The organism is Gordonia sp. p3-SID1431 (assembly GCF_025143765.1).
In the GTDB taxonomy this organism is placed as follows: Bacteria; Actinomycetota; Actinomycetes; order Mycobacteriales; family Mycobacteriaceae; genus Gordonia; species Gordonia hongkongensis.
The window spans coordinates 1-21,376 of sequence record NZ_JAMBDT010000088.1 but is presented as its reverse complement, the minus strand read 5'-3'; the positions used below and the strand labels follow the sequence as shown (position 1 = coordinate 21,376).

The 21,376-nt window shown below is 68.1% G+C and carries 22 protein-coding genes, 4 tRNA genes and 2 riboswitches; of the genes, 13 read left to right on the top strand and 13 right to left on the bottom strand.

All coding sequences use genetic code 11. The features are described from left to right. Positions 1-39 precede the first annotated feature (39 nt). Both M4D77_RS18730 and M4D77_RS18725 read right to left on the bottom strand, forming a co-directional pair. On the bottom strand, positions 40-996 hold the full coding sequence (locus M4D77_RS18730; protein ID WP_247451569.1) for an oxygenase MpaB family protein: 957 nt from the start codon (positions 994-996) through the stop codon (positions 40-42). Positions 997-1,118: 122 nt separating this feature from the next. Then, the gene (locus M4D77_RS18725; RefSeq protein WP_259936990.1) at positions 1,119-2,378 is read right to left on the bottom strand and encodes a geranylgeranyl reductase family protein; all 1,260 of its coding nucleotides are present in this window, start codon (positions 2,376-2,378) and stop codon (positions 1,119-1,121) included. Positions 2,379-2,495: 117 nt separating this feature from the next. Here M4D77_RS18725 and M4D77_RS18720 point away from each other — a divergent pair, with 117 nt between their 5' ends. Beyond that, positions 2,496-3,512 (top strand): polyprenyl synthetase family protein, encoded by a 1,017-nt coding sequence (locus tag M4D77_RS18720; protein ID WP_068970024.1) that lies wholly within the window; start codon positions 2,496-2,498, stop codon positions 3,510-3,512. A gap of 33 nt (positions 3,513-3,545) precedes the next feature. Here the strand turns inward: M4D77_RS18720 and htpX are convergent, their stop codons facing one another. The 6 genes from htpX to M4D77_RS18690 form a co-directional block, all read right to left on the bottom strand. Continuing rightward, a complete protein-coding gene (gene htpX, locus M4D77_RS18715; RefSeq protein WP_058253356.1) occupies positions 3,546-4,403 on the bottom strand; it encodes a zinc metalloprotease HtpX in 858 nt (285 codons plus the stop codon). Between the two features lie 166 nt (positions 4,404-4,569). Continuing rightward, a complete protein-coding gene (locus tag M4D77_RS18710) occupies positions 4,570-5,061 on the bottom strand; it encodes a YajQ family cyclic di-GMP-binding protein (RefSeq protein ID WP_058253332.1) in 492 nt (163 codons plus the stop codon). A gap of 51 nt (positions 5,062-5,112) precedes the next feature. Then, on the bottom strand, positions 5,113-5,940 hold the full coding sequence (locus M4D77_RS18705) for an ABC transporter ATP-binding protein (RefSeq protein WP_247451571.1): 828 nt from the start codon (positions 5,938-5,940) through the stop codon (positions 5,113-5,115). Then, positions 5,933-6,727 carry an ABC transporter permease gene (locus tag M4D77_RS18700; RefSeq protein WP_259936989.1) on the bottom strand — a complete coding sequence of 265 codons (795 nt, stop codon included), beginning with the start codon at positions 6,725-6,727 and terminating at the stop codon, positions 5,933-5,935. Before M4D77_RS18700 ends, M4D77_RS18705 begins: the two co-directional genes overlap by 8 nt. Then, positions 6,702-7,727 (bottom strand): ABC transporter substrate-binding protein, encoded by a 1,026-nt coding sequence (locus M4D77_RS18695; RefSeq protein ID WP_259936988.1) that lies wholly within the window; start codon positions 7,725-7,727, stop codon positions 6,702-6,704. Before M4D77_RS18695 ends, M4D77_RS18700 begins: the two co-directional genes overlap by 26 nt. Then, positions 7,724-8,434 carry a TenA family protein gene (locus tag M4D77_RS18690; RefSeq protein ID WP_159370202.1) on the bottom strand — a complete coding sequence of 237 codons (711 nt, stop codon included), beginning with the start codon at positions 8,432-8,434 and terminating at the stop codon, positions 7,724-7,726. The genes M4D77_RS18695 and M4D77_RS18690 overlap by 4 nt, the downstream gene beginning before the upstream one ends. Beyond that, positions 8,422-8,517: riboswitch (TPP riboswitch) on the bottom strand. It overlaps the preceding gene by 13 nt. 155 nt (positions 8,518-8,672) lie before the next feature. Between M4D77_RS18690 and M4D77_RS18685 the strand changes: the two genes are divergently transcribed. The 10 genes from M4D77_RS18685 to rplA all read left to right on the top strand — a co-directional run bounded on the left by M4D77_RS18685 (position 8,673) and on the right by rplA (position 13,604). Beyond that, positions 8,673-8,753 (top strand) — tRNA-Tyr (locus M4D77_RS18685). A 117-nt stretch (positions 8,754-8,870) separates the two neighbouring features. Further along, a tRNA-Thr gene (locus M4D77_RS18680) sits at positions 8,871-8,943 on the top strand. Between the two features lie 21 nt (positions 8,944-8,964). Then, a tRNA-Met gene (locus tag M4D77_RS18675) sits at positions 8,965-9,038 on the top strand. 93 nt (positions 9,039-9,131) lie between these two features. After that, on the top strand, positions 9,132-9,299 hold the full coding sequence (gene rpmG, locus M4D77_RS18670) for a 50S ribosomal protein L33 (protein ID WP_045823858.1): 168 nt from the start codon (positions 9,132-9,134) through the stop codon (positions 9,297-9,299). A gap of 94 nt (positions 9,300-9,393) precedes the next feature. Beyond that, positions 9,394-10,491: a fused (3R)-hydroxyacyl-ACP dehydratase subunits HadA/HadB gene (locus M4D77_RS18665; RefSeq protein ID WP_058253328.1), complete on the top strand. Its 1,098-nt coding sequence runs from the start codon at positions 9,394-9,396 to the stop codon at positions 10,489-10,491. 246 nt (positions 10,492-10,737) lie between these two features. After that, positions 10,738-10,810, top strand: a tRNA-Trp gene (locus M4D77_RS18660). Positions 10,811-10,849: 39 nt separating this feature from the next. Then, positions 10,850-11,323 carry a preprotein translocase subunit SecE gene (gene secE, locus M4D77_RS18655; RefSeq protein WP_137809758.1) on the top strand — a complete coding sequence of 158 codons (474 nt, stop codon included), beginning with the start codon at positions 10,850-10,852 and terminating at the stop codon, positions 11,321-11,323. A 70-nt stretch (positions 11,324-11,393) separates the two neighbouring features. Beyond that, positions 11,394-12,260 (top strand): transcription termination/antitermination protein NusG, encoded by an 867-nt coding sequence (gene nusG, locus M4D77_RS18650; protein ID WP_259936987.1) that lies wholly within the window; start codon positions 11,394-11,396, stop codon positions 12,258-12,260. Positions 12,261-12,335: 75 nt separating this feature from the next. Further along, positions 12,336-12,767 (top strand): 50S ribosomal protein L11, encoded by a 432-nt coding sequence (gene rplK, locus M4D77_RS18645; protein WP_065629250.1) that lies wholly within the window; start codon positions 12,336-12,338, stop codon positions 12,765-12,767. A gap of 120 nt (positions 12,768-12,887) precedes the next feature. Next, entirely contained in the window at positions 12,888-13,604 is a 717-nt protein-coding gene (gene rplA / locus M4D77_RS18640) for a 50S ribosomal protein L1 (RefSeq protein WP_159370204.1), read from the top strand. A 70-nt stretch (positions 13,605-13,674) separates the two neighbouring features. Here the strand turns inward: rplA and M4D77_RS18635 are convergent, their stop codons facing one another. The 4 genes from M4D77_RS18635 to M4D77_RS18620 all read right to left on the bottom strand — a co-directional run bounded on the left by M4D77_RS18635 (position 13,675) and on the right by M4D77_RS18620 (position 18,632). Beyond that, positions 13,675-15,426 carry an HNH endonuclease signature motif containing protein gene (locus M4D77_RS18635; protein ID WP_259936986.1) on the bottom strand — a complete coding sequence of 584 codons (1,752 nt, stop codon included), beginning with the start codon at positions 15,424-15,426 and terminating at the stop codon, positions 13,675-13,677. Positions 15,427-15,631: 205 nt separating this feature from the next. Next, positions 15,632-16,669, bottom strand: coding sequence for an ABC transporter substrate-binding protein (locus M4D77_RS18630; protein WP_259936985.1), 1,038 nt, complete (start codon positions 16,667-16,669; stop codon positions 15,632-15,634). A 53-nt stretch (positions 16,670-16,722) separates the two neighbouring features. Further along, positions 16,723-17,529, bottom strand: a complete 807-nt coding sequence (locus M4D77_RS18625; protein WP_078113076.1) for an ABC transporter ATP-binding protein — start codon at positions 17,527-17,529, stop codon at positions 16,723-16,725. Between the two features lie 23 nt (positions 17,530-17,552). After that, positions 17,553-18,632: an iron ABC transporter permease gene (locus M4D77_RS18620; protein ID WP_259936984.1), complete on the bottom strand. Its 1,080-nt coding sequence runs from the start codon at positions 18,630-18,632 to the stop codon at positions 17,553-17,555. Positions 18,633-18,678: 46 nt separating this feature from the next. Beyond that, positions 18,679-18,857, bottom strand: a riboswitch (cobalamin riboswitch). A 150-nt stretch (positions 18,858-19,007) separates the two neighbouring features. On the opposite strand from M4D77_RS18620, the gene M4D77_RS18615 reads away from it, so the two are divergent. Further along, positions 19,008-19,961, top strand: a complete 954-nt coding sequence (locus tag M4D77_RS18615; RefSeq protein ID WP_078113046.1) for an L-lactate dehydrogenase — start codon at positions 19,008-19,010, stop codon at positions 19,959-19,961. Positions 19,962-19,963: 2 nt separating this feature from the next. Here the strand turns inward: M4D77_RS18615 and M4D77_RS18610 are convergent, their stop codons facing one another. Further along, entirely contained in the window at positions 19,964-20,848 is an 885-nt protein-coding gene (locus M4D77_RS18610) for an alpha/beta fold hydrolase (RefSeq protein WP_259936983.1), read from the bottom strand. Positions 20,849-20,973: 125 nt separating this feature from the next. Here M4D77_RS18610 and M4D77_RS18605 point away from each other — a divergent pair, with 125 nt between their 5' ends. Then, positions 20,974-21,366 carry a hypothetical protein gene (locus tag M4D77_RS18605; RefSeq protein WP_068971791.1) on the top strand — a complete coding sequence of 131 codons (393 nt, stop codon included), beginning with the start codon at positions 20,974-20,976 and terminating at the stop codon, positions 21,364-21,366. Positions 21,367-21,376 lie beyond the last annotated feature (10 nt).

Below are 21,376 nucleotides of genomic sequence, written 5' to 3'. Positions count from 1 at the left end.
CTCCACCGGATACCGGCCACCTATTTCCTAGACACACCACTAGGAGGTCGCGGCCCGCGGGGTCTCGTCGTGCGACACCGGGCACCCGGGCGCGAAGGTGCCGAGGTCGTCGATTCGGAAACCGCCGGGATAGCTGCGAACCTGCTTCGTCTGGCGACCGAAGAGCGGTTCGGTGCGGGGTGACGCGAAGAGGCGGATCGCGAGCCCGCGAGCCTTGAGCCCGCCGCGCACCAGGACCCGTTCGACCGCGGTCGGTTTCGGATATCCGAACGCGCCGAGGAGCCGATCGTCCATGAGCGCGAACGACATCCGACGCACCACCGCCCGCGGCAGCAGCTTGTAGGGCATGAACGTGCCGAGGAGGTCGAGGGTGGCGTCGGCGACGGCGAGCGAGTCGGGACTGAAGGCGAAGTGGGCGGTCTCGTACTCGTCGTAGAACGTCTTGAAGTCGTCGTAGGTCTCGGGGATGTCCTTGATGCCCATCAGCTGGCCGAGCCGGCGGTAGTAGTTGGTGAGACCGAGGACCTCGTGGTTGGTCAGCGAGCGCCACTCATAGGAGTTGACCCACTCGACCGGGCAGACGACGAAAGTGGCCAGCACATAGAGGAAGTCGCTGTTGGGGATGTCGTACATCCCGTGCATCTGGTTGATGCGCCGGATACCGGCCCGTCCGGCCGGGCTGTCGACCCCGTGCTCGATCGGGGCGTCGAGCAGCAGGACCGTGTCGTCGTAGCGCTTCTGCGTCGACTCGGTGAACTGGCTGGTCTTGTAGAGAAGGTCGCCGATGGACGGCACCGCGTAGGTGCGGAACAGGGCGAAGCTCAACGCCTGTGTGATGCCCCACGGGAATTCCTGCGTGCCCAGGGCGCGGGCGATCGCGGTCGGGTCACCGACGGCATCCATGCGGTCGATCTCGCCGCGCAGGTGGTAGCGCTGTGCCAGGCGGTTCTGGACGGCGTGCTTGGCTCGGGTGGCGAGAGTGGATGCGGCGGACATCTTCCATCTCCTGGGTCGACGGGTGGCCTGATTCTGTCACAGCTGTGGCCGCGGCCACACGTGTTGGAACACTACAGCCCGATCGTCTCAACGCGCCACCGGGATGGCCCCGGCGGCCCCTCTCAGGAGAACGGCGGCCGCGGGTCGACCTGCCGGGAAACCCGCCCGGCGGTGCGCCAGGCCCGGGCCACGAGGTCGGCATCCTCGGCGGTGATCAGGTTGCCCATGACCCGCACCACCATGGACATCAGTTGCGGCGACCGGATGCCGGGCCGGCCCAGGGTGGGGACGGTCTTGGGCATGGTGAGCAGGCCGGCGAGACGTCGGGCGGCGGAGAACGCGAGCCCGTAGTGCTCCACCAGCACATCGCGCCACCGGTCGGTGTAGTCGTCCGTGCCGAGGAGTTCGACGGCGAGCCGGGCGGTCTCCAGGGCGTAGTCGATGCCCTCGCCGTTGAGTGGATTGACGCACGCGGCGGCGTCGCCGATCAGCATCCAGTTGCGACCCGCGACACCGGACACCGCACCACCCATGGGCAGCAGGGCGGACGTGATCCGGACGGGTGGGCCGTCGAGAGCCCACTCGTCGCGCACCATCGCGGCGTAGTGCTCGAGGATCGGTCGAAGTGCCATGTGCGCCGGACGTTTCGACGTCGCGAGCGCCCCGACGCCGACGTTGACCTGTCCGCGCCCGGCCGACCCGAGGGGGAAGACCCAGCCGTACCCGGGCAGCAGTGCGTCGTCGGGTCCCCGGAGTTCGAGGTGCGACCCCATCCAGTGCGAGTCGGCGCGCGCCGACGGTGCGTACGCCCGGGCGGCGACTCCGTAGGCGGTGTTCCGATGCCATTGTCGCCCCAGCGATTTGCCGATTCCCGAACGGACGCCGTCGGCGACGACGAGGTCGGTGACCCGCATCGTGTGTGTGCCCGCCGGCGTCGCGAAGGTCACCGCGCCCACCCGGTCGCCGTCCATCTCGACGCCGATGGCCTTGGCGCCCTCGATCATTCGCGCTCCCACCGACACCGCATGCGTACGGATGGCGTCGTCGAACTCGGTGCGCGCCACCGCGCTGCCGTAGGCGGGGAACCGGCCCGAGGGCCACCGGACCTGCTGGCGTGCGCCCCAGCCGTTGAGCAGGAGTCCGTCGATGCGCGGACGGTCGTCGAGGAGTGCGCCGAGCCCCAGCGCGTCGAGTTCGGCGACGGCCCGCGGCGTGAGGCCGTCGCCACACGTCTTGTCGCGCGGGAACACCGCGGCGTCGGCGAGGACCACATCCCGGCCGGCGGCGACGGCATGGGCGGCCGCCGCCGATCCACCCGGTCCGGCGCCGACGACGAGGACATCGGCGGAATCGGGGAAAGTAGGCGTCGTGTCCGTGCTCACCCGACCAGTATGTCCGGACCCCCGACGGGCTAGGCTCGCAGCAGGTGGGGTCTACGCGGCAGTCGCGTGTCCGCCGTCGAGTAGTTGCCGGATCAGACGAGATGGGGCCGCGTTTCCGTGAAGTCCACATTCGCCGGGGTTGACCTGGTGTCGGATGAGTTCGCCGATACGGTGCGCTCGTCGCTGCAGCGGGTCGAGGATCTGTTGCTCGCCGAACTCTCGTCGGGTGACGAGGTCATGACCGAGGCGGCGACCCACCTCGCGAAGGCCGGGGGCAAGCGGTTCCGGCCCATGTTCGCGATCCTGGCGGCCCGGTTCGGTCCGCGCCCGGATTCCGACGATGTCATCACCTCGGCGACGGTGGTGGAGATGATCCACCTCGCCACGCTCTATCACGACGACGTGATGGACGAGGCCGCGATGCGCCGCGGTGCGGCGAGTGCCAACGCGCGCTGGACGAACAGCGTGGCCATCCTGTCCGGAGACTTCCTGTTCGCGCGCGCCTCGCGACTCGTCTCGACGCTGGGCCCCGAGGCGGTGCGCATCATCGCCGAGACGTTCGCCGAACTCGTCACCGGCCAGATGCGGGAGACGGTCGGGGTCAAACCCGGCGCCGACCCCATCGAGCACTACCTGCAGGTCGTCTGGGAGAAGACCGGCTCGCTGATCGCCGCCGCCGCCCGCTTCGGCGCGATGGCCTCCGGGGCCGAGCCCGACGACATCGAGCGGCTCTCCCGCATCGGCGACATCGTGGGAGTCGCCTTCCAGGTGTCCGACGACATCATCGACATCAGCTCGGTGTCGGTGGAGTCGGGCAAGACCCCGGGCACCGACCTCCGCGAAGGCGTCCACACGCTGCCGGTCCTCTACGCGCTCACGGGCGACGACGCGACGTCGGCCCGGTTGCGCGAACTCCTGGTGGCCGCCGACGGCGCCGCCCGGCCGCTCACCGACGACGCCGAGGTTGCCGAGGCGATCGAACTGCTCGGCTCGTCGGCGGGTATGACCGCCGCCCGGGCGAAGTTGCAGGAGTTCGCCGACGAGGCGCACGCGATGCTGGCTGAACTTCCCGAGTCGCCGGCCCACCGTGCCCTGGCGTCGCTCGTGGACTACACGATCGAACGCGTGGGCTGAGGGGTCGACCGGCAGGATCTCTGCCCAGCCGGCTCAGCGACCGTCGCGGGCCATCTCCTGCAGGCGGCGGATGCGTTCCGCGGTCGGCGGGTGGGTGGCGAACATCTTGGCCATCCGGTCGGTCGCGCGGAACGGGCTCTCGATCATCATGTGCGACTGGGCCGCGATGTCGGGCTGCGGCGGCAGCGGCGCGGCCTGCACCCCGCCGGAGATCTTCGCCAGCGCTGATGCGAGTGCGAGCGGATCCCCGGTGAGTTCGGCCCCGGACTGGTCGGCCTGGAACTCGCGTGAGCGGGAGACGGCCAGCTTCACCAGGGTGGCCGCGATCGGTCCCAGCAGCGCGATGAGCAGCATCGCCAGCGGGTTCGGCGCGTTGTCCCGCCCGCCGAACGCGCCCATGAACATCGCGAAGTTGGCCAGGCCGCTGATCACCGCCGCCATCGCGCCGGCGATCGAGCTGATGAGGATGTCGCGGTTGTACACGTGGGACAGCTCGTGGCCCAGCACGGCGCGCAGCTCGCGCTCGTCGAGCAGGTGCAGGATGCCGGTGGTGCAACACACCGCGGCGTTCTTCGGGTTGCGGCCGGTCGCAAACGCGTTGGGCGACTCGGTGGGGGAGATGTAGAGGGCGGGCATCGGCTGGTGTGCCGTGGTCGCCAGCTCACGCACGATCCGGTACATGACCGGTGCCTGCAGTTCGGTGACCGGTTGCGCGTGCATCGCCTTCAGCGACATCTTGGCGCTGTTGAAGTAGACGTAGGCGTTCATGCCGACGGCGACGATCACCGATCCCCACAGGATCAGCGGGCTCTGGAACAGTGCGCCGATGCCGACGATGATCGCCGACATCAGACCCAGCAGAGCCGCCGTCTTCAATCCGTTGAAATGCATCGGGTCCTCGTCTGTCCGGCGCCGCGGGTCTCGGGCTCCGCGGGCGGCCCGGGCGAACCCGGTGCCGGCCGCGGAGTGCAGGCGCCTCATCCGGTCAAACGACGCAGCGCCCGTCTGGGTTTCCGACGGTCGGGGTTCGGTGCCGCCGACCCACCGACCGGGCGGGTCAGCGGTAGTTGACGAACTGCAGGGCGATGCCGAAGTCCTCGCCCTTGAGCAGCGAGATGACGGCCTGCAGGTCGTCGCGCTTCTTGCTCGACACGCGCAGTTCGTCACCCTGGATCTGCGCCTTGACGCCCTTCGGCCCCTCGTCGCGGATCTTCTTGGAGATCTTCTTGGCGTGCTCGGAGTCGATGCCCTGCACCAGCGAGCCGGTGATCTTGAAGGTCTTGCCCGAGCCGACGACCTCGCCGGCGTCGAAGGCCTTCAGCGAGATGTCGCGTCGGATCAACTTCTCCTTGAACACCTCGAGGCCCGCCTGCGCGCGCTCCTCGGCGTCCGAGGTGATCACGATGTTCTCCTCGCCGGACCACTCGATGCCGGTGTTGGTGCCGCGGAAGTCGTACCGCTGCGACAACTCCTTGGCAGCCTGGTTCAGGGCGTTGTCGACCTCTTGCCGGTCGACCTTGCTCACCACGTCGAACGATGAATCAGCCATGTCCGACAGGGTATGTCATGGCGATCAGCGCAAGTGGGCGGCCGCGGGGGTCTACCGGGACGTCCGACGCTGTGCCTGCTCGGCGAGGGCACGACGTGACTCGTCGTGGAGCACCTCGAGCAGTTCTCGCTCGAGGGCGACGAACTCGGGAGCGGTGAGCCCCGCCGGATCGCGCGGGCGCGGGAGGTCGACACGCACCTCGTGGACCACGGTGGCCGGGCGGGCGGACAGCACGATCACGCGGTCCGAGAGGTGGACGGCCTCGCGGACGTCGTGGGTGATCATCAGCACCGTCCACCGATAGCGCTGCCACACCGACTGCAACCACGTCTGCATCTCGGTCCGGGTGAGTGAGTCGAGGGCGCCGAACGGCTCATCGAGCAGCACCAGGTCGCGATTCGAGACGACGGTGCGCAGGAGTGCGGCGCGCTGTCGCATCCCGCCGGACAGCTGGAACGGGCGGGCGTCTTCGAATCCGGCGAGTCCGAAGGCGGGGAAGAGGTCCGCGGCCCGGCGTCGGGCCTCGTTCGTCGGCACGCCCTGCACCTGGAGCCCGAGGATGGTGTTGTCCAGCACGGTGCGCCACGGGAACAGCAGGTCCTTCTGCGGCATGTACGCGCAGTGTCCGGCGACGGCGGGTTCGGAGCCGACGGACGCGCTGCCGGAATCGGGGACGTCGAGTCCGGCCAGCAGGCCGAAGACGGTGCTCTTGCCGCATCCGCTGGGCCCGATGACGGAGACGAACTCGCCGGGCTCGGCGGTGAACGACACCCCGTCGAGGACCTCCAGGGGCGGTTGTCCGCGGCCGGGTCGCGGATAGGACTTGGTGAGCCGGTCGACCACGAGCCGGTGGTCTGGGACGAGCCGGTGGTCAGTCATGGTGGTTCCGGTCCTCGGCGCGGGCCCAGGGCGCGACGACCCGCTCGACGGCGAAGGTGAGCAGGTACAGCGTGACGCTCAGGAGCGCGGTCACCAGCACTGCCGCGAGCACCAGGTCGGTGCGGAACGAGTTCTTCTGCAGGCTCATGTAGATGCCGAGCCCCTGGGTGGCGCCGACGTACTCGGCGAACACGGCGCCCACCACCGCATAGGTGATGCCGATCCGCAGCGCGGTGAAGAACCTCGGTAGCGCGGACGGGAGCCGCACGTACCGGAAGACCTGGCGGCGGGTGGCCCCCATGCTGCGCATCAGCGCGCCGGCCTCGCGGTCGGTGGCGGCGAATCCCTCGATCAGGCCGATCGCCACCGGAAAGAACGTGACCAGGGCGATGACCAGCACCTTCGGGAGTAGGCCGAAGCCGAACCAGATGATCATCAGCGGTGCGATCGCGATGATCGGCAGGGTCTGGGAGGCGACGAACAACGGCACGAACGCCCGTCGCAGCGCCGGCGAGAAGTCGACGACGATGGCCAGCAGCCAGGCCAGGACCATTGAGACCGTGAACCCGATCAGGGTCACCTGCAGCGTCGCCGCGGCGTGCACCCCGATCTCCGCGCGGTGCGACCAACCCTGCGCGACGACGCGCGACGGCGACGGCAGCACCTGCGGCCGGATCCCGCTGACGTCGACGTAGACCTGCCAGACCGCCACCAGGACGACCACCGCGACGAGCGCGGGCGCGATGCGACGCAGGCCGGTGCTACCGAGGGGTGTCGAGGTAGTCATTGGTGAAGTACGTCGACCAGTCCGGCTCGGTCGTGAGCGGCGCCCCGTCCGGGCCGGTCAGCAGACCACTGCGGTACAGGAACCCGGAGTTCCCGGCCCACTGTTCGAGCGTCTGTCGCCCGACCCGGCCGTCGGCGTCCTTCATGTACTGACCGGCGAGCATGCGCTGGCTCTCGAACACCAACTGCTCGTCGTTGAACGCACCGGGGTTGGCGGCGAGGAGGTCGCGGGCCGCCGCGTCCGGGTCGTCGGCCGCCGCCTGGTAACCGCGCTGCAGCGCCGTCACGAAGGCCGCCGCGCGGTCCGGGTTGTCCGCCAGCCAGTCCTCGTTGGCGTCGACGACGATCGCGTATGCCTCCGGGAATCCGAAGTCGGTGTAGTGGAAGTACCTCATCGGGGTTCCGCGATGCTCGGCCTCGATGCCCTCCCACGCGAGATAGGAGACGGTGAAGTCGGCCTGACCGGAGTAGACCGCCTCGTATGCCGAGGTTCCGAGGGTCACCGAGGTGAACTCGCCGGTGCCGCCGTCGTTTCGGATCACCTGCTCGAGGGTCTTCTCCTCGCCCGGGTCGCCGAAACCGGCGTATGTCTTCCCGTCGAGGTCCTTCGGGCTCGTGATGTCGCGGCGATCGGCGCGGACACCGATGCCGGTGGCCCACTTCTGCAGCGGCGCGAACACGGAGATGGTCTGCGCGCCCGATGCCCGCGAGAAGGTCGACGAGTTGTGGGTGCTGATCCCGAACTCGGCGTTGCCCGCGTCCACGATGGTGTCCACGGCGGTGTTGTTGTACGGCAGGATCTCGACGTCGAGTCCGGCCTCCTCGAACCAGCCGCGCTGCTGCGCCACGAACAAGCCCGTGTGGTTGGTGTTCGGGGACCAGTCGAGCGCGAATCGGATGCTGCCGTCCGAACCGGCGCCCGAACCGCACGCGGTGATCGCCGACGACGCGACGACCGCGGCGGCGAGCACGGTGAGGAGGCGGCGCGCGCGGGCGCTCATGCGGCGGGCCACGGTTGCGGGTTCAGCGCGGTGTCCCAGAACAGAAGCTCGAACCGGGTGGCGACGGTGAACGCCGTGGCCATCGCGGCCCGCTCCCGCTCGCCGGCGTGCGCCGCGGCCTCGTCCACGAGTTCCCTTGCCCGCGAGGCGGATTCCTGGAATTCCGGGGCGTCGTAGGTGGTCACCCACTGCGCGTAGGGGTGGTTCGGGTCGGCGGCGAGCACCTGGGCGGCACTCGCGGCCAGGGCCCGGCCGACTTCCGCGTAGATCCAGAAGCAGGGCAGGGCCGCGGCCGCGCCGACCGCATACGACTCGGTCGCGGCGACGGCCGTCAGGTAGGACACGTACCCCAGGCACGCCGGCGACGGCTCGGGTTCGCCCTCACGCGGCGGCAGTTGGCCGCCGTTGAGCAGGTCGCCGTGGAGCGCCGACTCGACGGTGGCCGCGGTGGCCGACGAGTTCGCCCAGAACCCCGCGGTCTGCGGGTCGGGGGACTTCGACGCCAGGATGGCGAGGGCCTTCGCGTACCCGGCGAGGTACAGCGAGTCCTGCTCCATGTAGGTGCGGAACACCTCGAGTGGCAGCGTCCCGTCGCCGAGCCGCCGCAGGAACTCGAGGTCGTCGATCGCCGTCCGCAACCCCTTCGTCTCCTCCCAGAGGTGGTCGGAGAATCGGCCGGAGACCGGCACGTGCGCATGCACAGACATGACATCCCTTCGTCAGCATTACCTGGACAGGTTCTCGGGTCTCATCTCAGCCCCCGCGTCGCGGAGCACCCCGTGTCAGAACGCAGCCACAGTAGCAGGAGTGGGGGTCGCGGTGGGACGCCTGTGCCACGACCATGTCCCGGCCTGTTGACCAGCCGGTTTGCGCGTTGATGCGGTGTTCGTTGTATTCTTCACGGCGTTGTTCGTACGGCCGTCACGGTGGCCGGAAGAGCGGCACGGCAGGTTGCCCGAGCGGCCAAAGGGAGCGGATTGTAAATCCGTCGCGCAAGCTACATAGGTTCGAATCCTATACCTGCCACGGCGTGGTCCAATCTCGCGAAACTGCTCTACAGACGGTCTCCGACCAGCGATTTGTCTAGCGCAGACGCGAGTGTGTAACCTCGTTAAGGCTCTCGGGCGCAACCGCCCGGGGCACGCCCCCTTAGCTCAGTCGGCAGAGCGTTTCCATGGTAAGGAAAAGGTCGACGGTTCGATTCCGTCAGGGGGCTCGCTGGACGAGAAGTCCGCGGGGCGGTGTAGCTCAGCTGGTTAGAGCGCACGACTCATAATCGTGAGGTCGAGGGATCGAGTCCCTCCACCGCTACACATCGGGTCCGACCGGAACCGAGCGCAAGGGTCGCAAGCCCTGAGGGAACTTCCGAACCCGACCACGTACCACCCGAAAGAAGGCAATCAAGTGGCCTCCTCAACAGATGTTCGCCCCAAGATCACCTTGGCCTGCGAGGTGTGCAAGCACCGTAACTACATCACGAAGAAGAACCGCCGCAACGATCCCGATCGCCTCGAGATCAAGAAGTTCTGCCCGAACTGCGGCAAGCATCAGGGGCACAAGGAATCGCGCTGACGCCGTCGTCGGCCGTTTCGAAGTACCACCAGCAACGGGCTGCCTCTCGATGAGGCAGCCCGTCTTGCTGTGTCGGCCGAAGGAGTAGAGCTCAATGTCACAGGTAAGCGGAGCCGAGATCCAGGATCGTCCGGACGAGGCGTCGAGCGGTGGTGCGAAGCCGACCCCCGACGAGATCGCCGCCCACACGCAGAGCCTCGTCGGCTTCCACTACACGGTCGACGACTATTACGAGATCGGCCGCGAGGAGATCCGTAAGCACGCGATGGCGGTGCAGGATGCGCACCCGACCCACTGGAGCGAGGAGGGCGCCCGGGCCTTCGGCCACGACCGCCTGATCGCCGCGCCCACCTACGTGTCGGTGCTCGGGATCATCGCCCAGCGCAAGCTCTTCGAAGACGTCGTCACCGGCTACGACATGTGGCAGATCATGCAGACCGACCAGCGGCTGGTCTACCACCAGCCGATGAAGGTCGGGGACCGCCTGATCTGCGACGTCTCGCTCGAGTCGTTCCGGCATGTGAGCAGTCCCGAGATGATCGACCTGATGGTCACCAAGAACGTCATCTGGAACCAGCACGACGAGCCGGTCATGACCACGTGGACCTCCCTGGCGGCGCGTCCCGGTATGGACGTCGACCCCGAACTCGAGGCGTCCCTCGACCACGTGATGATCAAGGTCGACGCCATCGGCGAATCCGGGCACACCGTCGAGCCGAAGGCGGGTCGCTACGACCTCCCCGACCCGACGCAGTCGCCGGGCGCCTTCGGTGCCGTCGACTTCGACACGCTCACGGTGGGTCAGGAACTCACGCCCAAGCGCTACCTGTTGACGCGCGGCAATCTCGCGAACTATGCGGGCGTGGCCGGCGACCCCAACCCGATCCACTTCTCCGACCACGTCGTGAACGCGGCCGGCATGGACGACGTCGTCGCGCACGGCATGCAGACGATGGGGCTCGGCGCGAGCTTCGTCTCCGAGTTCATCGGTGACCCGGCGGCTTTCTGCGAGTACAACGTGCGCTTCACCAGCCCGGTGTACGTCCCGGCCGACGACAGCGCGGCCGTCGACTTCACCGGCAAGGTGAAGTCGCTCGATCCCGCGACCCGCCGCGGGACCATCGCCATCACCGCCAAGCAGGGCGATCGCCGCATCTTCGGACGCGCGCAGGCCGTCATCCAGTTCAACTGATCGACCGGTCGCGAGCCGTTCGGGCGGCTCACGGACGGGTGGCGTGTACGGTCGTCGGGGGAGCGGAGGCGAGCCCGTTTTGGGTCCACCGCCCCGGTGATCTACACTGAAGTGTCTGATTGATTCAGACTTGCGCGCTACCCATAGGGTGGCGCGTTGGTTTTGTCGGCGACGAAACGTCGACGGGCCGCGAGGCCGGATCGAGAAGGACGGCAACGCCGACCACTCCGGTGGCGGGCGTCGCAAAGGGGCGTAGCTCAATTGGCAGAGCAGCGGTCTCCAAAACCGCAGGTTGCAGGTTCAAGTCCTGTCGCCCCTGCCCTGGTGAAGGGCACACGCTGACGAGAGGACCGCGAAGTTGAGCAAGCGAGACCGGGCCGCCCGCGCCAAAGACGCCGCAGAGGGTTCTGCGGCCGATTCGGCTGCGGCTGAGCTCGACGGTCGCGACGAGGCCACCGACGCGGGTACGGACGACGGCACGTCGACCGAAGCCGCGAAGGAGCTGCGTCCGTCCGGTAAGCGCTCGGCTCGCGGACGTCGCTCGGCGGCGGGTGCAACCGACGGTGACGCCGACTCCGACACGGGGTCGGTCGCCGTCAAGGAACGCAAGACCAAGAAGAAGGCGTCTGCCGAGGAGAGCCGGAATCCGTTCGTACGGATCTGGGTCTTTCTGACGCAGGTCGTCGCCGAGCTGAAGAAGGTCATCTGGCCTACGCGGCGCGAGATGATCACCTACACGATCGTCGTGCTCGTGTTCGTCATCGTGATGACCGCGTTCATTGCCGGCCTCGACCTCGCCTTCGCCAAGGGCGTGCTCTGGTTGTTCGGCTGACCCACGCGGTGGGCTCGGCCGGCGACGAGGAACACGACCGCCAGATGAACCATAAGGAGCGTGGGCTGCAGTGAGCACCCCGGAGAACGAACTCGCCTCGACCGATTCCGTCGACGTGGCTGCTGCCGACGTCGACGCTGTCGACGCGGCCGTGACCGACGCGGTGGACACCGAGGGTGACGCGGTCGCCGACGACGCGGTCGTCGAGGGTGACGAGGACACCGTCTCCGAGAATGCCGACGAGGTCCCGGTTGACGAGGCCGCCGCTGGCGAGGCCCCTGTCGAAGAGGCCCTGGTTGAAGAGGCGGAGGTCGATCCGGTCGAGGAACTGCGCAAGCAGCTCCGGCGCGCGCCCGGCGACTGGTACGTGATCCACAGCTACGCCGGTTACGAGAACAAGGTCAAGGCCAACCTCGAGACCCGCGTGCAGAACCTCGACGTCGGCGACTACATCTTCCAGGTCGAGGTGCCGACCGAAGAGGTCACCGAGATCAAGAACGGCCAGCCCAAGAAGGTCAACCGCAAGGTGCTGCCGGGTTACATCCTCGTCCGCATGGAGCTCAACGACGAGTCGTGGGGCGCCGTGCGCAACACGCCGGGCGTCACCGGCTTCGTCGGGATGACCAGCAAGCCGTCGCCGCTCTCGCTCAACGAGGTGCTGCAGTTCCTGATGCCGCGGACCGAGGCCAAGAAGCCCGCCGCGTCGCGCGGTGCCGCTGCCGAGGGCGTGGAGGCCGCAGCTGCCGCCGCGTCGAACGTCATCGAGGTCGACTTCGAGGTCGGCGAGTCGGTCACCGTCATGGACGGCCCGTTCGCCACGCTGCCCGCGTCGATCAGCGAGGTCAACGCCGAGCAGCGCAAGGTCAAGGTCCTCGTGTCGATCTTCGGTCGCGAGACACCGGTCGAGCTCGGGTTCAACCAGGTCGAGAAGATCTAGGGCCGGACCACCAACCCAGAACTTTCACGTCTCCAGCGGGCGTGAATTCGCAAGGAAACAAGCAAGGAACAGAAGATGCCTCCCAAGAAGAAGAAGCTCGCCGGGATCATCAAGCTCCAGATCTCGGCAGGCCAGGCCAACCCGGCCCCGCCCGTGGGTCCGGCGCTTGGTCAGCACGGCGTGAACATCATGGAGTTCTGCAAGGCGTACAACGCGGCGACCGAGTCGCAGCGCGGCAACGTCATCCCGGTCGAGATCTTCGTGTACGAAGATCGCTCCTTCGACTTCAAGTTGAAGACACCGCCGGCCGCGAAGCTCCTGCTGAAGGCCGCCGGCCTGCAGAAGGGCTCCGGCGAGCCCCACACCAACAAGGTCGGCAAGGTGAGCATGGACCAGGTCCGTGAGATTGCCAAGACCAAGGCCGAAGACCTGAACGCCAATGACATCGACCAGGCCGCGAAGATCATCGCCGGTACTGCTCGGTCCATGGGCATCACCGTCGAGTGAGCTTGCGATCTCGCGCTCTCGACACCGTCGAAGGCTGAAAGACCTCATCATCACCGTGGGAGGGCCGGCTCGGCCCGCACCACACACCCCGCCGACTGACGGCGGAGAAGGAACAGAGCAATGAGCAAGAAGAGCAAGGCCTACGCGGCCGCGGCCGAGAAGGTCGACAAGACCAAGCTGTACAGCCCGCTGGAGGCTGTGGAGCTGGCGAAGGACACGTCGTCGAAGAACACCGACGCGACCGTCGAGGTCGCGATGCGGCTGGGCGTCGACCCCCGTAAGGCAGACCAGATGGTTCGAGGCACCGTCAATCTGCCGCACGGCACCGGTAAGACTGCCCGCGTGATCGTGTTCGCCGCCGGCGACAAGGCCGCTGAGGCCACCGCCGCCGGTGCCGACGAGGTCGGCGCCGAGGATCTGATCGAGCGCATCCAGGGCGGTTGGCTGGACTTCGACGCCGCGATCGCCACCCCGGATCAGATGGCCAAGGTCGGCCGTATCGCGCGTGTCCTCGGACCCCGCGGCCTGATGCCGAACCCGAAGACGGGCACCGTGACCACCGATGTCACCAAGGCTGTCAACGACATCAAGGGCGGCAAGATCAACTTCCGCGTCGACAAGGCTGCGAACCTGCACTTCGTCATCGGCAAGGCTTCGTTCGACCCGGCCAAGCTGGCCGAGAACTACGGCGCTGCCTACGACGAGATCATGCGCGCCAAGCCGTCGGCCGCCAAGGGCCGCTACATCAAGAAGGTCACCGTCTCCACGACGACGGGCCCGGGCATCCCGGTCGACCCGGCGGTCACCCGCAACTTCGCGGAGGCACCGCAGGCCTGATCTGATCAGGCGCACTGACACCCACGAGGGGCCCGGCATTCCGATGCCGGGCCCCTCGTGTTGTGTGCAATCACGCGTGGTCGGTGAGTATGCGTGCGAGTTCTGCTTCGACCGGGGTCAGCGGTGGGGTGGTGAGGTGCTCCGGCGGTGTTCGCGGATGGACCAGTTCTCGGTAGGCGAGTTCGAGGCGCCGCCCGCGGACGCCGTAGCCGACGGCATCGGGGCGTGACTGATCGCCGGGCCCCCTGCTCCCTGAGGAGCGCCCGGAGCTTGCGGAGGGCGCGTCAGCCCTGCTCCCTGAGGAGCGCCCGGAGCTTGCGGAGGGCGCGTCACGAAGGGTCCGGCGATCGAGCCTGCGAAACCCTCGGGGTGGTGGCCCGTGGATCTCGTTGCGCACGGTGTTCAGGTGTTGGGCGAACCGCCGGGGTATGTCGGGTCGGCGGTTGAGGCGTTCGGGGTTGGGCGGGGCGCCGGGTTCGACGTTCAACCGCCACAGGCAGCGGCCTTCGTCGTGTCCGGACCGTTCGATGCGGGTCGTGTATTGGCCGGGTTGGTCGCCGACCATCCGGTTGTGACGGGGGCAGGCGGGGGCGAGGTCATCGATGTCGGTGAGTCCGCCCTTGGCCCAGTCTCGTTCGGCGTGATGAAGCTCGATGTGGGTGGCGGGCTGATCACACCCGGGTGCCGAGCACACTTCCCCGTCGGGGCGGGCGAAGGAGACGAGACGTTGTTCGCGGGTGGCCAGTCGTTTGCCCCGTCCGAAGTGCAGGGGGACGGTGGTGGCGTCTTTGAAGATCGCCAACCATGGTTGGACGTCACCGGCCATCGCGATCAAGTCCCGGATGGGCAGCAGGGTGCCGGTGGCGGTGGTGGCGAGTCCGGCTTCTCGGATCAGGTCCCCGAGGTCGGCTTTGACGATCAGTTGCACGGGCAGGCCTCGGTGCGAGGTTCCCAGTGTTCCGTCGGCGAAGCCTGCGGCCAGGGCGGCGTCGAGGGCGTCGTGATTCGTTTGGGCGAGAGTGCGACCGTCGCGGTCGGCTGCGGCGGTCAGGGCGTCGGGGTCGGCGGTGCCGGCCGGCCCGCGTGGCGACTGCGGGTCGTCGGAGTTGTTCAGTCCAGGTTTGCCCCACACGGCGAACATCATCGACAACCGGGCGGCGAGTTCGGGAGTCAGCGTGCCCGAGATCTTTGCGGTCCCGTCAGCGCGTTGCCGACCGATCCACAGGCCGCGGCGCCTCTTGCGTTCCGAATCGTCGGCCAGTGTGCCGTCGGGGTCGAGGTGGGCCAGCAGCCGCGCACCGAGCTGGGTGATCTCGGCGGGGGTGTGGGCTTCGGCGATCTCGGCCATCTGTCGCTCGGCGGCGACCTTGATGTCGTGGTCGACGGCGACCGGGATGCGGTCGAGGACATCGAGGGTGGCCTGCACGTGCGCGGTGCCGACCGCGCCCTGTGCGAAAGCTTCCGCAAGGCAGGGGTACTCGGGTGGGAGGACCTCGCCACCGAGGCTGGTCCGGTGGGCGGTGGCGTCCATCTGCTTACGGCGGCGCATCGGGTTCGACACCCGCAGCCGGTGCGTCATGTACTGCATGAGGGTGCGGCAGCCGGCCTTGCGGGGCAGGTCGCGAGCGACGGCCTGATCGATCTGCCGGTCACCGGCGACGGTCAGACGCGCGATGGCGCGCTCGGTCTCCGCGGCCACTTCAGCGAGTTCGGCATCGGTACACGGCGACAGGTCCACGGTCTGCAACTCACCGAGGATGCGGTGCAGGTCGGCCACCAACTCGAGGGCACGCGGTCGCCGCGACGCTTGTTCGTCAGACATGGTCACCCCCCGAGAACCGTTGCCGCGAATGTACGTTCGAGTGTACACCGGTGCGAGCGCATTGCAAGCCAAAACTGATGTTGTGCAACGCTATTCGGAGCCGGTAACTTGTCGGTGCCTCGTGGTAGGGGTCCACCGACTTCTCCGTGGGGCGGCGGCATGACGATCGCCGCGGCCCCACGTGTTCAACGGGGCGTCCCGCGACTCACTCCAGCCAGTTGTTGCCCCCGAGGTCCAATTGCGCGACATCCAGGGACGGGGTGATACCGGATTCCGGTGCGAGGCCGTGGTTCTCGAGAACGCCGCGCATGATCTCGGCGGCGTCGATGTTGAGTGGGCTCGACACCCACATCGCGTACGGCAGGTTCACGAAGCGGTTCTCGCGCACGGCCTTCAGGTTCCGGCTCGCCGGATTAGAACGCAGGGCGGCGATCTTCTCGTCGACCGACTGGCCGGGATAGTCGACGAACACGATGACGTCGGGGTCCGCGGTGGTGAGGCGTTCCCAGCTCACGGCGGTCCAGGTGTCCTCGATGTCCTCGGTCGCGTTGCGCGCGCCCGCGGCGTCGATGATGCCCTGCGGGCCGCCGAAGGACCCGGAGGAGAAGATGGTGTCCGATACGCTGTCGAAGACGAAGACCGTCGGTTTCGCGGTGGGTTGTCGTGCGGCGCGCAGCTTCTCGAGGCGGTCGGCCACCTCGTCGGCCGCGGCGGCGCCCTGCTCGGGATTGCCGGTGAGGGTGCCGATGTTGCGCAGATCGGTGTCGAGCGCGACCCACGGGTCCATGGTGCCGCGCTGCGCCTCGCCCTCGGTCTGCCGGCACGCCTCGGACAACTGGTACACGTCGATGCCGTGTCCGGCGAGGATCTCGGGTGTGATCCCGCGCGATTCGCTCATGCCGTAGTTGTATCCGGCATACAGCACTTGGGGTTTCGCCGCGACGATGTTCTCGAGGGTGGGACGTTCGGTCGCGACCTCGTTCAGGGTGTCGACCTGGGGTCCGTACTCCAGCCGCAGGATGTCCTTGTCCCGGGCGAGCGCGCTGACCGCCACCATGTTGTCACGGGCACCGGCGGCGAGTGCGATCGCAATCATGCCGCCGTCGTTGACGAACAACCGGTCGAGGGGTTGCGGGAAGGCGACGTCGGCTCCGCAATTCGATATGGTGACAGTGCTTTCCGACGCTGCGGTGCTGTCGGCACCGCAGGCGGTGGCAGTTCCCAGGATCAGTGTCGCCGCCACGATGGCGACGGTCGGGTGGACTCGGGACGTACGTATGGTCAAAGGATGTCCTCTCACGGGATGTCTTTCGTCAGAGCGCTGGGGGCGGGTGTGGTGGTGGGAGTGTTCAGGAGCAGATGGGGCAGGCCCGTCGATGGATGGTCGACGACGGTGCCGGACACCTCGAAGACGTCGGCCAGCAGAGCCGGCGTCAGCACCTCGACGGGTGGTCCGTGCACGATGACACCACCGTCGGAAACCACTGCGACGGAGTCGAAGTGACGCAACACCAGGTCGAGGTCGTGCATCGCCGCGACCACGGTGGCGTCGAGCTCGTCGAGGATCTCCATCAGTCGTAGTCGCCAGGCGGCGTCCAGGTGATTGGTGGGTTCGTCGAGCACCAGGATCGGGGTCTGCTGAGCGAGCGCGCGGGCGAGGACGACGCGGTGCCGTTCGCCGCCGGACAGCTGGGTGCACGAGCGGGTGCCCCAGCCGTCGAGCCCGACCTGGATCAACGCGCGATCGACCACCGTCTTGTCGTCGGAACTCCCGGTGGACCAGGCCGACCGGTACGGGGTCCGGCCGAGGCCGACCGCCTCGGCGACCGTCAGCTCCGCGGAGGGCTGTTCCTCCTGGCCGACCACCGCCATCGACATGGCGCGGCGTCGCGAGGGGATGCGGTGGAGGTCGTCTCCGTTCACCTCGACGGTGCCGGCGGCCGGGCGTTCGAGACCGCACAGCGTGCGCAGCAGGGTGGTCTTGCCGGAACCGTTGGGCCCGACGATGGCCAGTCGGGTGCCGGCGGGGACCGCGAGATCGACATCCCGCAGTACGACGCGGCCACCTCGACGGCACGCAAGCGCGTTCGCGCGCAACGACATCGACGATGCGCGGGCGGGGTCGGTCACGAGCCTCCCCCGAACACGTACTGGCGTCGTCCCATGAGGAACAGGAAGATCGGTGCCCCGATCAGTCCGGTCACGATGCCCAGCGGCATCTCGCGCGGTGCGGCCGCCACCCGCGAGATCACGTCGACCCACACCAGGAAGAGCGCACCGCCGCAGACCGCCACCGGCAACATCGCGCGGTGGGTGGCGCCGACCAGGAGCCGCGCCGCGTGCGGGACGATCAGACCGACGAAGCCGATGCCGCCCGCCACCGCGACGAGCACGCCGACCAGGAGACCCTGGACACCGAACAGCGCGTTGCGCATCGCGCGTACCGGCACGCCCAGCGACGTCGCGGTGTCGGTGCCGGCCGCGTAGGCATCGAGCCAGGAGTGGATGGCGAGCATGGCCACGACGGTGACCAGCACGACCGCCCCGGCGATCTGCACTTTCGCCCAGGTGGCGCCCGCGACGCTGCCGAGCATCCAGAACATCACGTTGTCGGCGGCGTGCGGGTCGGCGGCGGTGAACACCAGCAGCGACGACAACGCCATGAACGCCGAGGACAACACCACCCCGGACAGGATGAGTCGCAGCGCGGTCAGCCCGCCCTGGGCGCGGGCCACCAGGTACACCGTGACGGTGGCGGCCAGCGCGCCGAGTAGCGCCCCGCCGGACAGCGCCCAGACTCCCAGTCCCGCGAGCACGCCGAGGGTCATCACCGCGGTGGCCCCGACCGCCGCGCCGGCGGACACACCCAGCAGATACGGCTCGGCCAGCGGGTTGCGGACCAGGGCCTGCATGAGTGCGCCGGCCAGCGCCAGCCCGGCTCCGACCAGCGCGGCCAGCACGGACCGGGGCAACCGGAGATCCCAGATGATGACGGCGTGCGCGGAGTCGAGCTCGGCCCCGGTCATTCGGCCGACGACGGTGTGCCACACGTCGCGGACGGGGATGGTCTCCGCGCCGAAAGCGGTGGCCAGGGCGATGCTGAGAAGGGTGAGGACGAACAGTACTGCGGCTAGCGGCGTCGCCGGGAGTCGCCGGACCGACGGGGCGGTCGCGCTCTCGGTCGTGCCGTCGGTACGACGGGACACGGGTGGTACTGCCTATCGGTCTGGGTATCTGTGCGCGAGATACACGATGGACTCGAGCGAGAACGGCCGGTAATCGGACTCGGGATCGTGGCGCCGGCGCCTTCCCGGGTCGCCCCGGTGTCCGCGCCGAATCCGTCCCCCATACCGTTGCGCGCCAGTCCCGGATTCACACCGGGTTCCCTGACACCCACGTGTGCGGGTGTGACCGTTCTCGGGGCTGAACATACCAACAACGATTCGCTACACCTGAGTCAGATGTCGCAGTTCGTGGTTCTGGGCGCAACGATGCGCGACATCGGTGCCCGGACAGCCGACACGCGAGCACCTACGCTGGGGGCCGACGATCGATGAACCCGACGCGGAAACGGTGAAGCGATGGACGTACGAGACACGAAGCTGGCCATCATCGGGGCGGGTGCGGTGGGCACCGCGATCGCCTACTCGTCCCTCATCCGAGGTGTCGCACGGACCATCGCCCTCCTCGACATCAACGCTGCCAAGGTGACCGCCGAGGTGCTCGACATGTCGCATGGCCTCGAGTTCGTGCCCCGCGCGGACATCATCGGATCCGACGACGTGTCGGTGTGTGCGGACGCCGACGTCGTCGTGTTCACCGCCGGCGCGAAGCAGAAGCCCGGGCAGTCGCGCCTCGAATTGGCCGAGGCGACAATCGGTCTGACACGCGCCATCCTCCCCGGGGTCTTGGCGGTGGCCCCGAACGCGATCTATGTGATGGTCACCAATCCCGTCGACATCGTCACCTACGCCGCCCAGGAGATCAGCGGGCTGTCACCGCACCAGGTCTTCGGCTCGGGCACGGTGCTGGACTCGTCCCGGCTGCGATTCCTGATCGCGCAGCACTGCGGGGTCGCGGTGCAGAGCGTGCACTCCTACATCGTCGGCGAACACGGCGACAGTGAGATCCCGCTGTGGAGTTCGGCGTCGATCGGGGGCGTGCCGCTCACCTCGTGGACGCCGCTGCCCGGCCGTCCGGCGATGGACGCCGTTGCGCGCGAACGTATTCACCACGAGGTCGTACATGCCGCGTACACCATCATCGAGGGCAAGGGGGCGACGAACTACGCGATCGGTCTGGCCTCGACGCGCATCGTCGAGGCGATCCTGAACAACGAACACCGGGTGCTGCCGGTGTCGACGAGGGCGGACGGCATCGAGGGGCTCGACGGCGTGTGCCTCTCGCTGCCGACCGTCGTCGACCGCGGTGGTGCCCAGACCCGGCTCGATGTCCCGCTGTCGGACTCCGAGCGGGCGGGTCTGCTGGCATCGGCGGAAACGCTGCGCGGGATGCAGGCGCGGTTCGGGTTCTGACGTCACACGGGGACGGTCCCGCGCAAGAACTCGAGCTGATCGGCGACCACCCGCTCGAAGTCGGCGCCGACGTAGATGTCGAAATGTCCTGCCGGATAACGAATCACTCGCGCTGCCGGGGCGCGGCGGGCGTACCGGGCAGTCGGTCCGGCCGGCGCCACGGTGTCCTCGTCGCAGATGCACACGAGCGTGGGACAGGTGAGCTTTCGCAATGCCCGACCAGGCGTGTGCAGCGGGATGGCGAGACCGGCCCGCGCGGCGACCTCGTTGATGAACTCCAGGTCGTCGGGCACCAGCGGCAGGTATCCCGACACCGCGTCGGGTGCCGTCATCAGGGCGGCCGAGCCGGACGCACCGGCGAGGCCGACGGTGACCGGCGGACGGCCCAGTGCCGAACCCGCCAGATCCGCGAGCGCGCGCACGGTCACCTTCGCCCCGGACACCACCCCCAGGGCGGCGGTGGAGGCTGTTCCACTGGTGAAGGGGCACTGGGAGATCACCGCGGCCACCCGGCCGTCGCGTTCGCCCGCGACCAGGACGTGTCCGCCGCCGAAGGACGTGCCCCACAGCACTATCCGTGAGGTGTCGACACCGCTGAGTGTTCGGGCGAAGGCGATTGCCGCGGCCCAGTCGTCGAGTTGGCGGCGAATGGAGAGCAGCTGTCGCGGTTCGCCGTCGCTGTCACCGAAGTGGCGGTAGTCGAACACCAGGCACGAGTATCCCGCGGCGGTGAAACGCTCGGCGAACGCGTCCAGGCGCATCCGCCGGACCGCACCGAGCCCGTGTGCCATCACGATGACCGGTGCCGGAGTGGTTCCCTCGGGCCGGTACCACCAGGCCCGGCATGTCGTCCCGGACGAATCGAACTCGACGTCGTTCCTGCTCATCGTTCCCCCGCTGTCGGTGGTTGCCTGGCCGGACTGTACCAATACGCGTTGTCGAATGGCAGGCTCGTGGCAGGCTGTGGAAAGCGAGATGGAACCCGACGTCGACGCTGCTAGCGTCTGCCGTCGTGAAGAGATTGATAGCGGGGGCGTTGATCGCCGGAACAGCAGTATTCGGATTGGCCGTGGGCGCGGGTGATTCCGACGCCAAGATCAAGCCGGGTAACTACAAACATCAGCAGCTCATCTACGGGGTCATCCCGACCCCGGAGTCGAACGTCCGGGTCATCGGCAACGGTTTGTACACCGACTACTACGGACTCGGACCGTGGAATCTGTCGCGTCAGCAGATCCAGCACACGAAGAGTGGTGGCGTCGTCGCGTTGACCGCGGACCCGCCCGTGCAGTGGTACCAACGGGTCGAGTATCGGCGTACCAAGAACGGTTACACCGGTACGACGTACATCCTCGGCGGCATCCCGACCGGCAACGTCCTGCTCAAGGAGCAACCCCGCCGCTGACCCCGCGCCT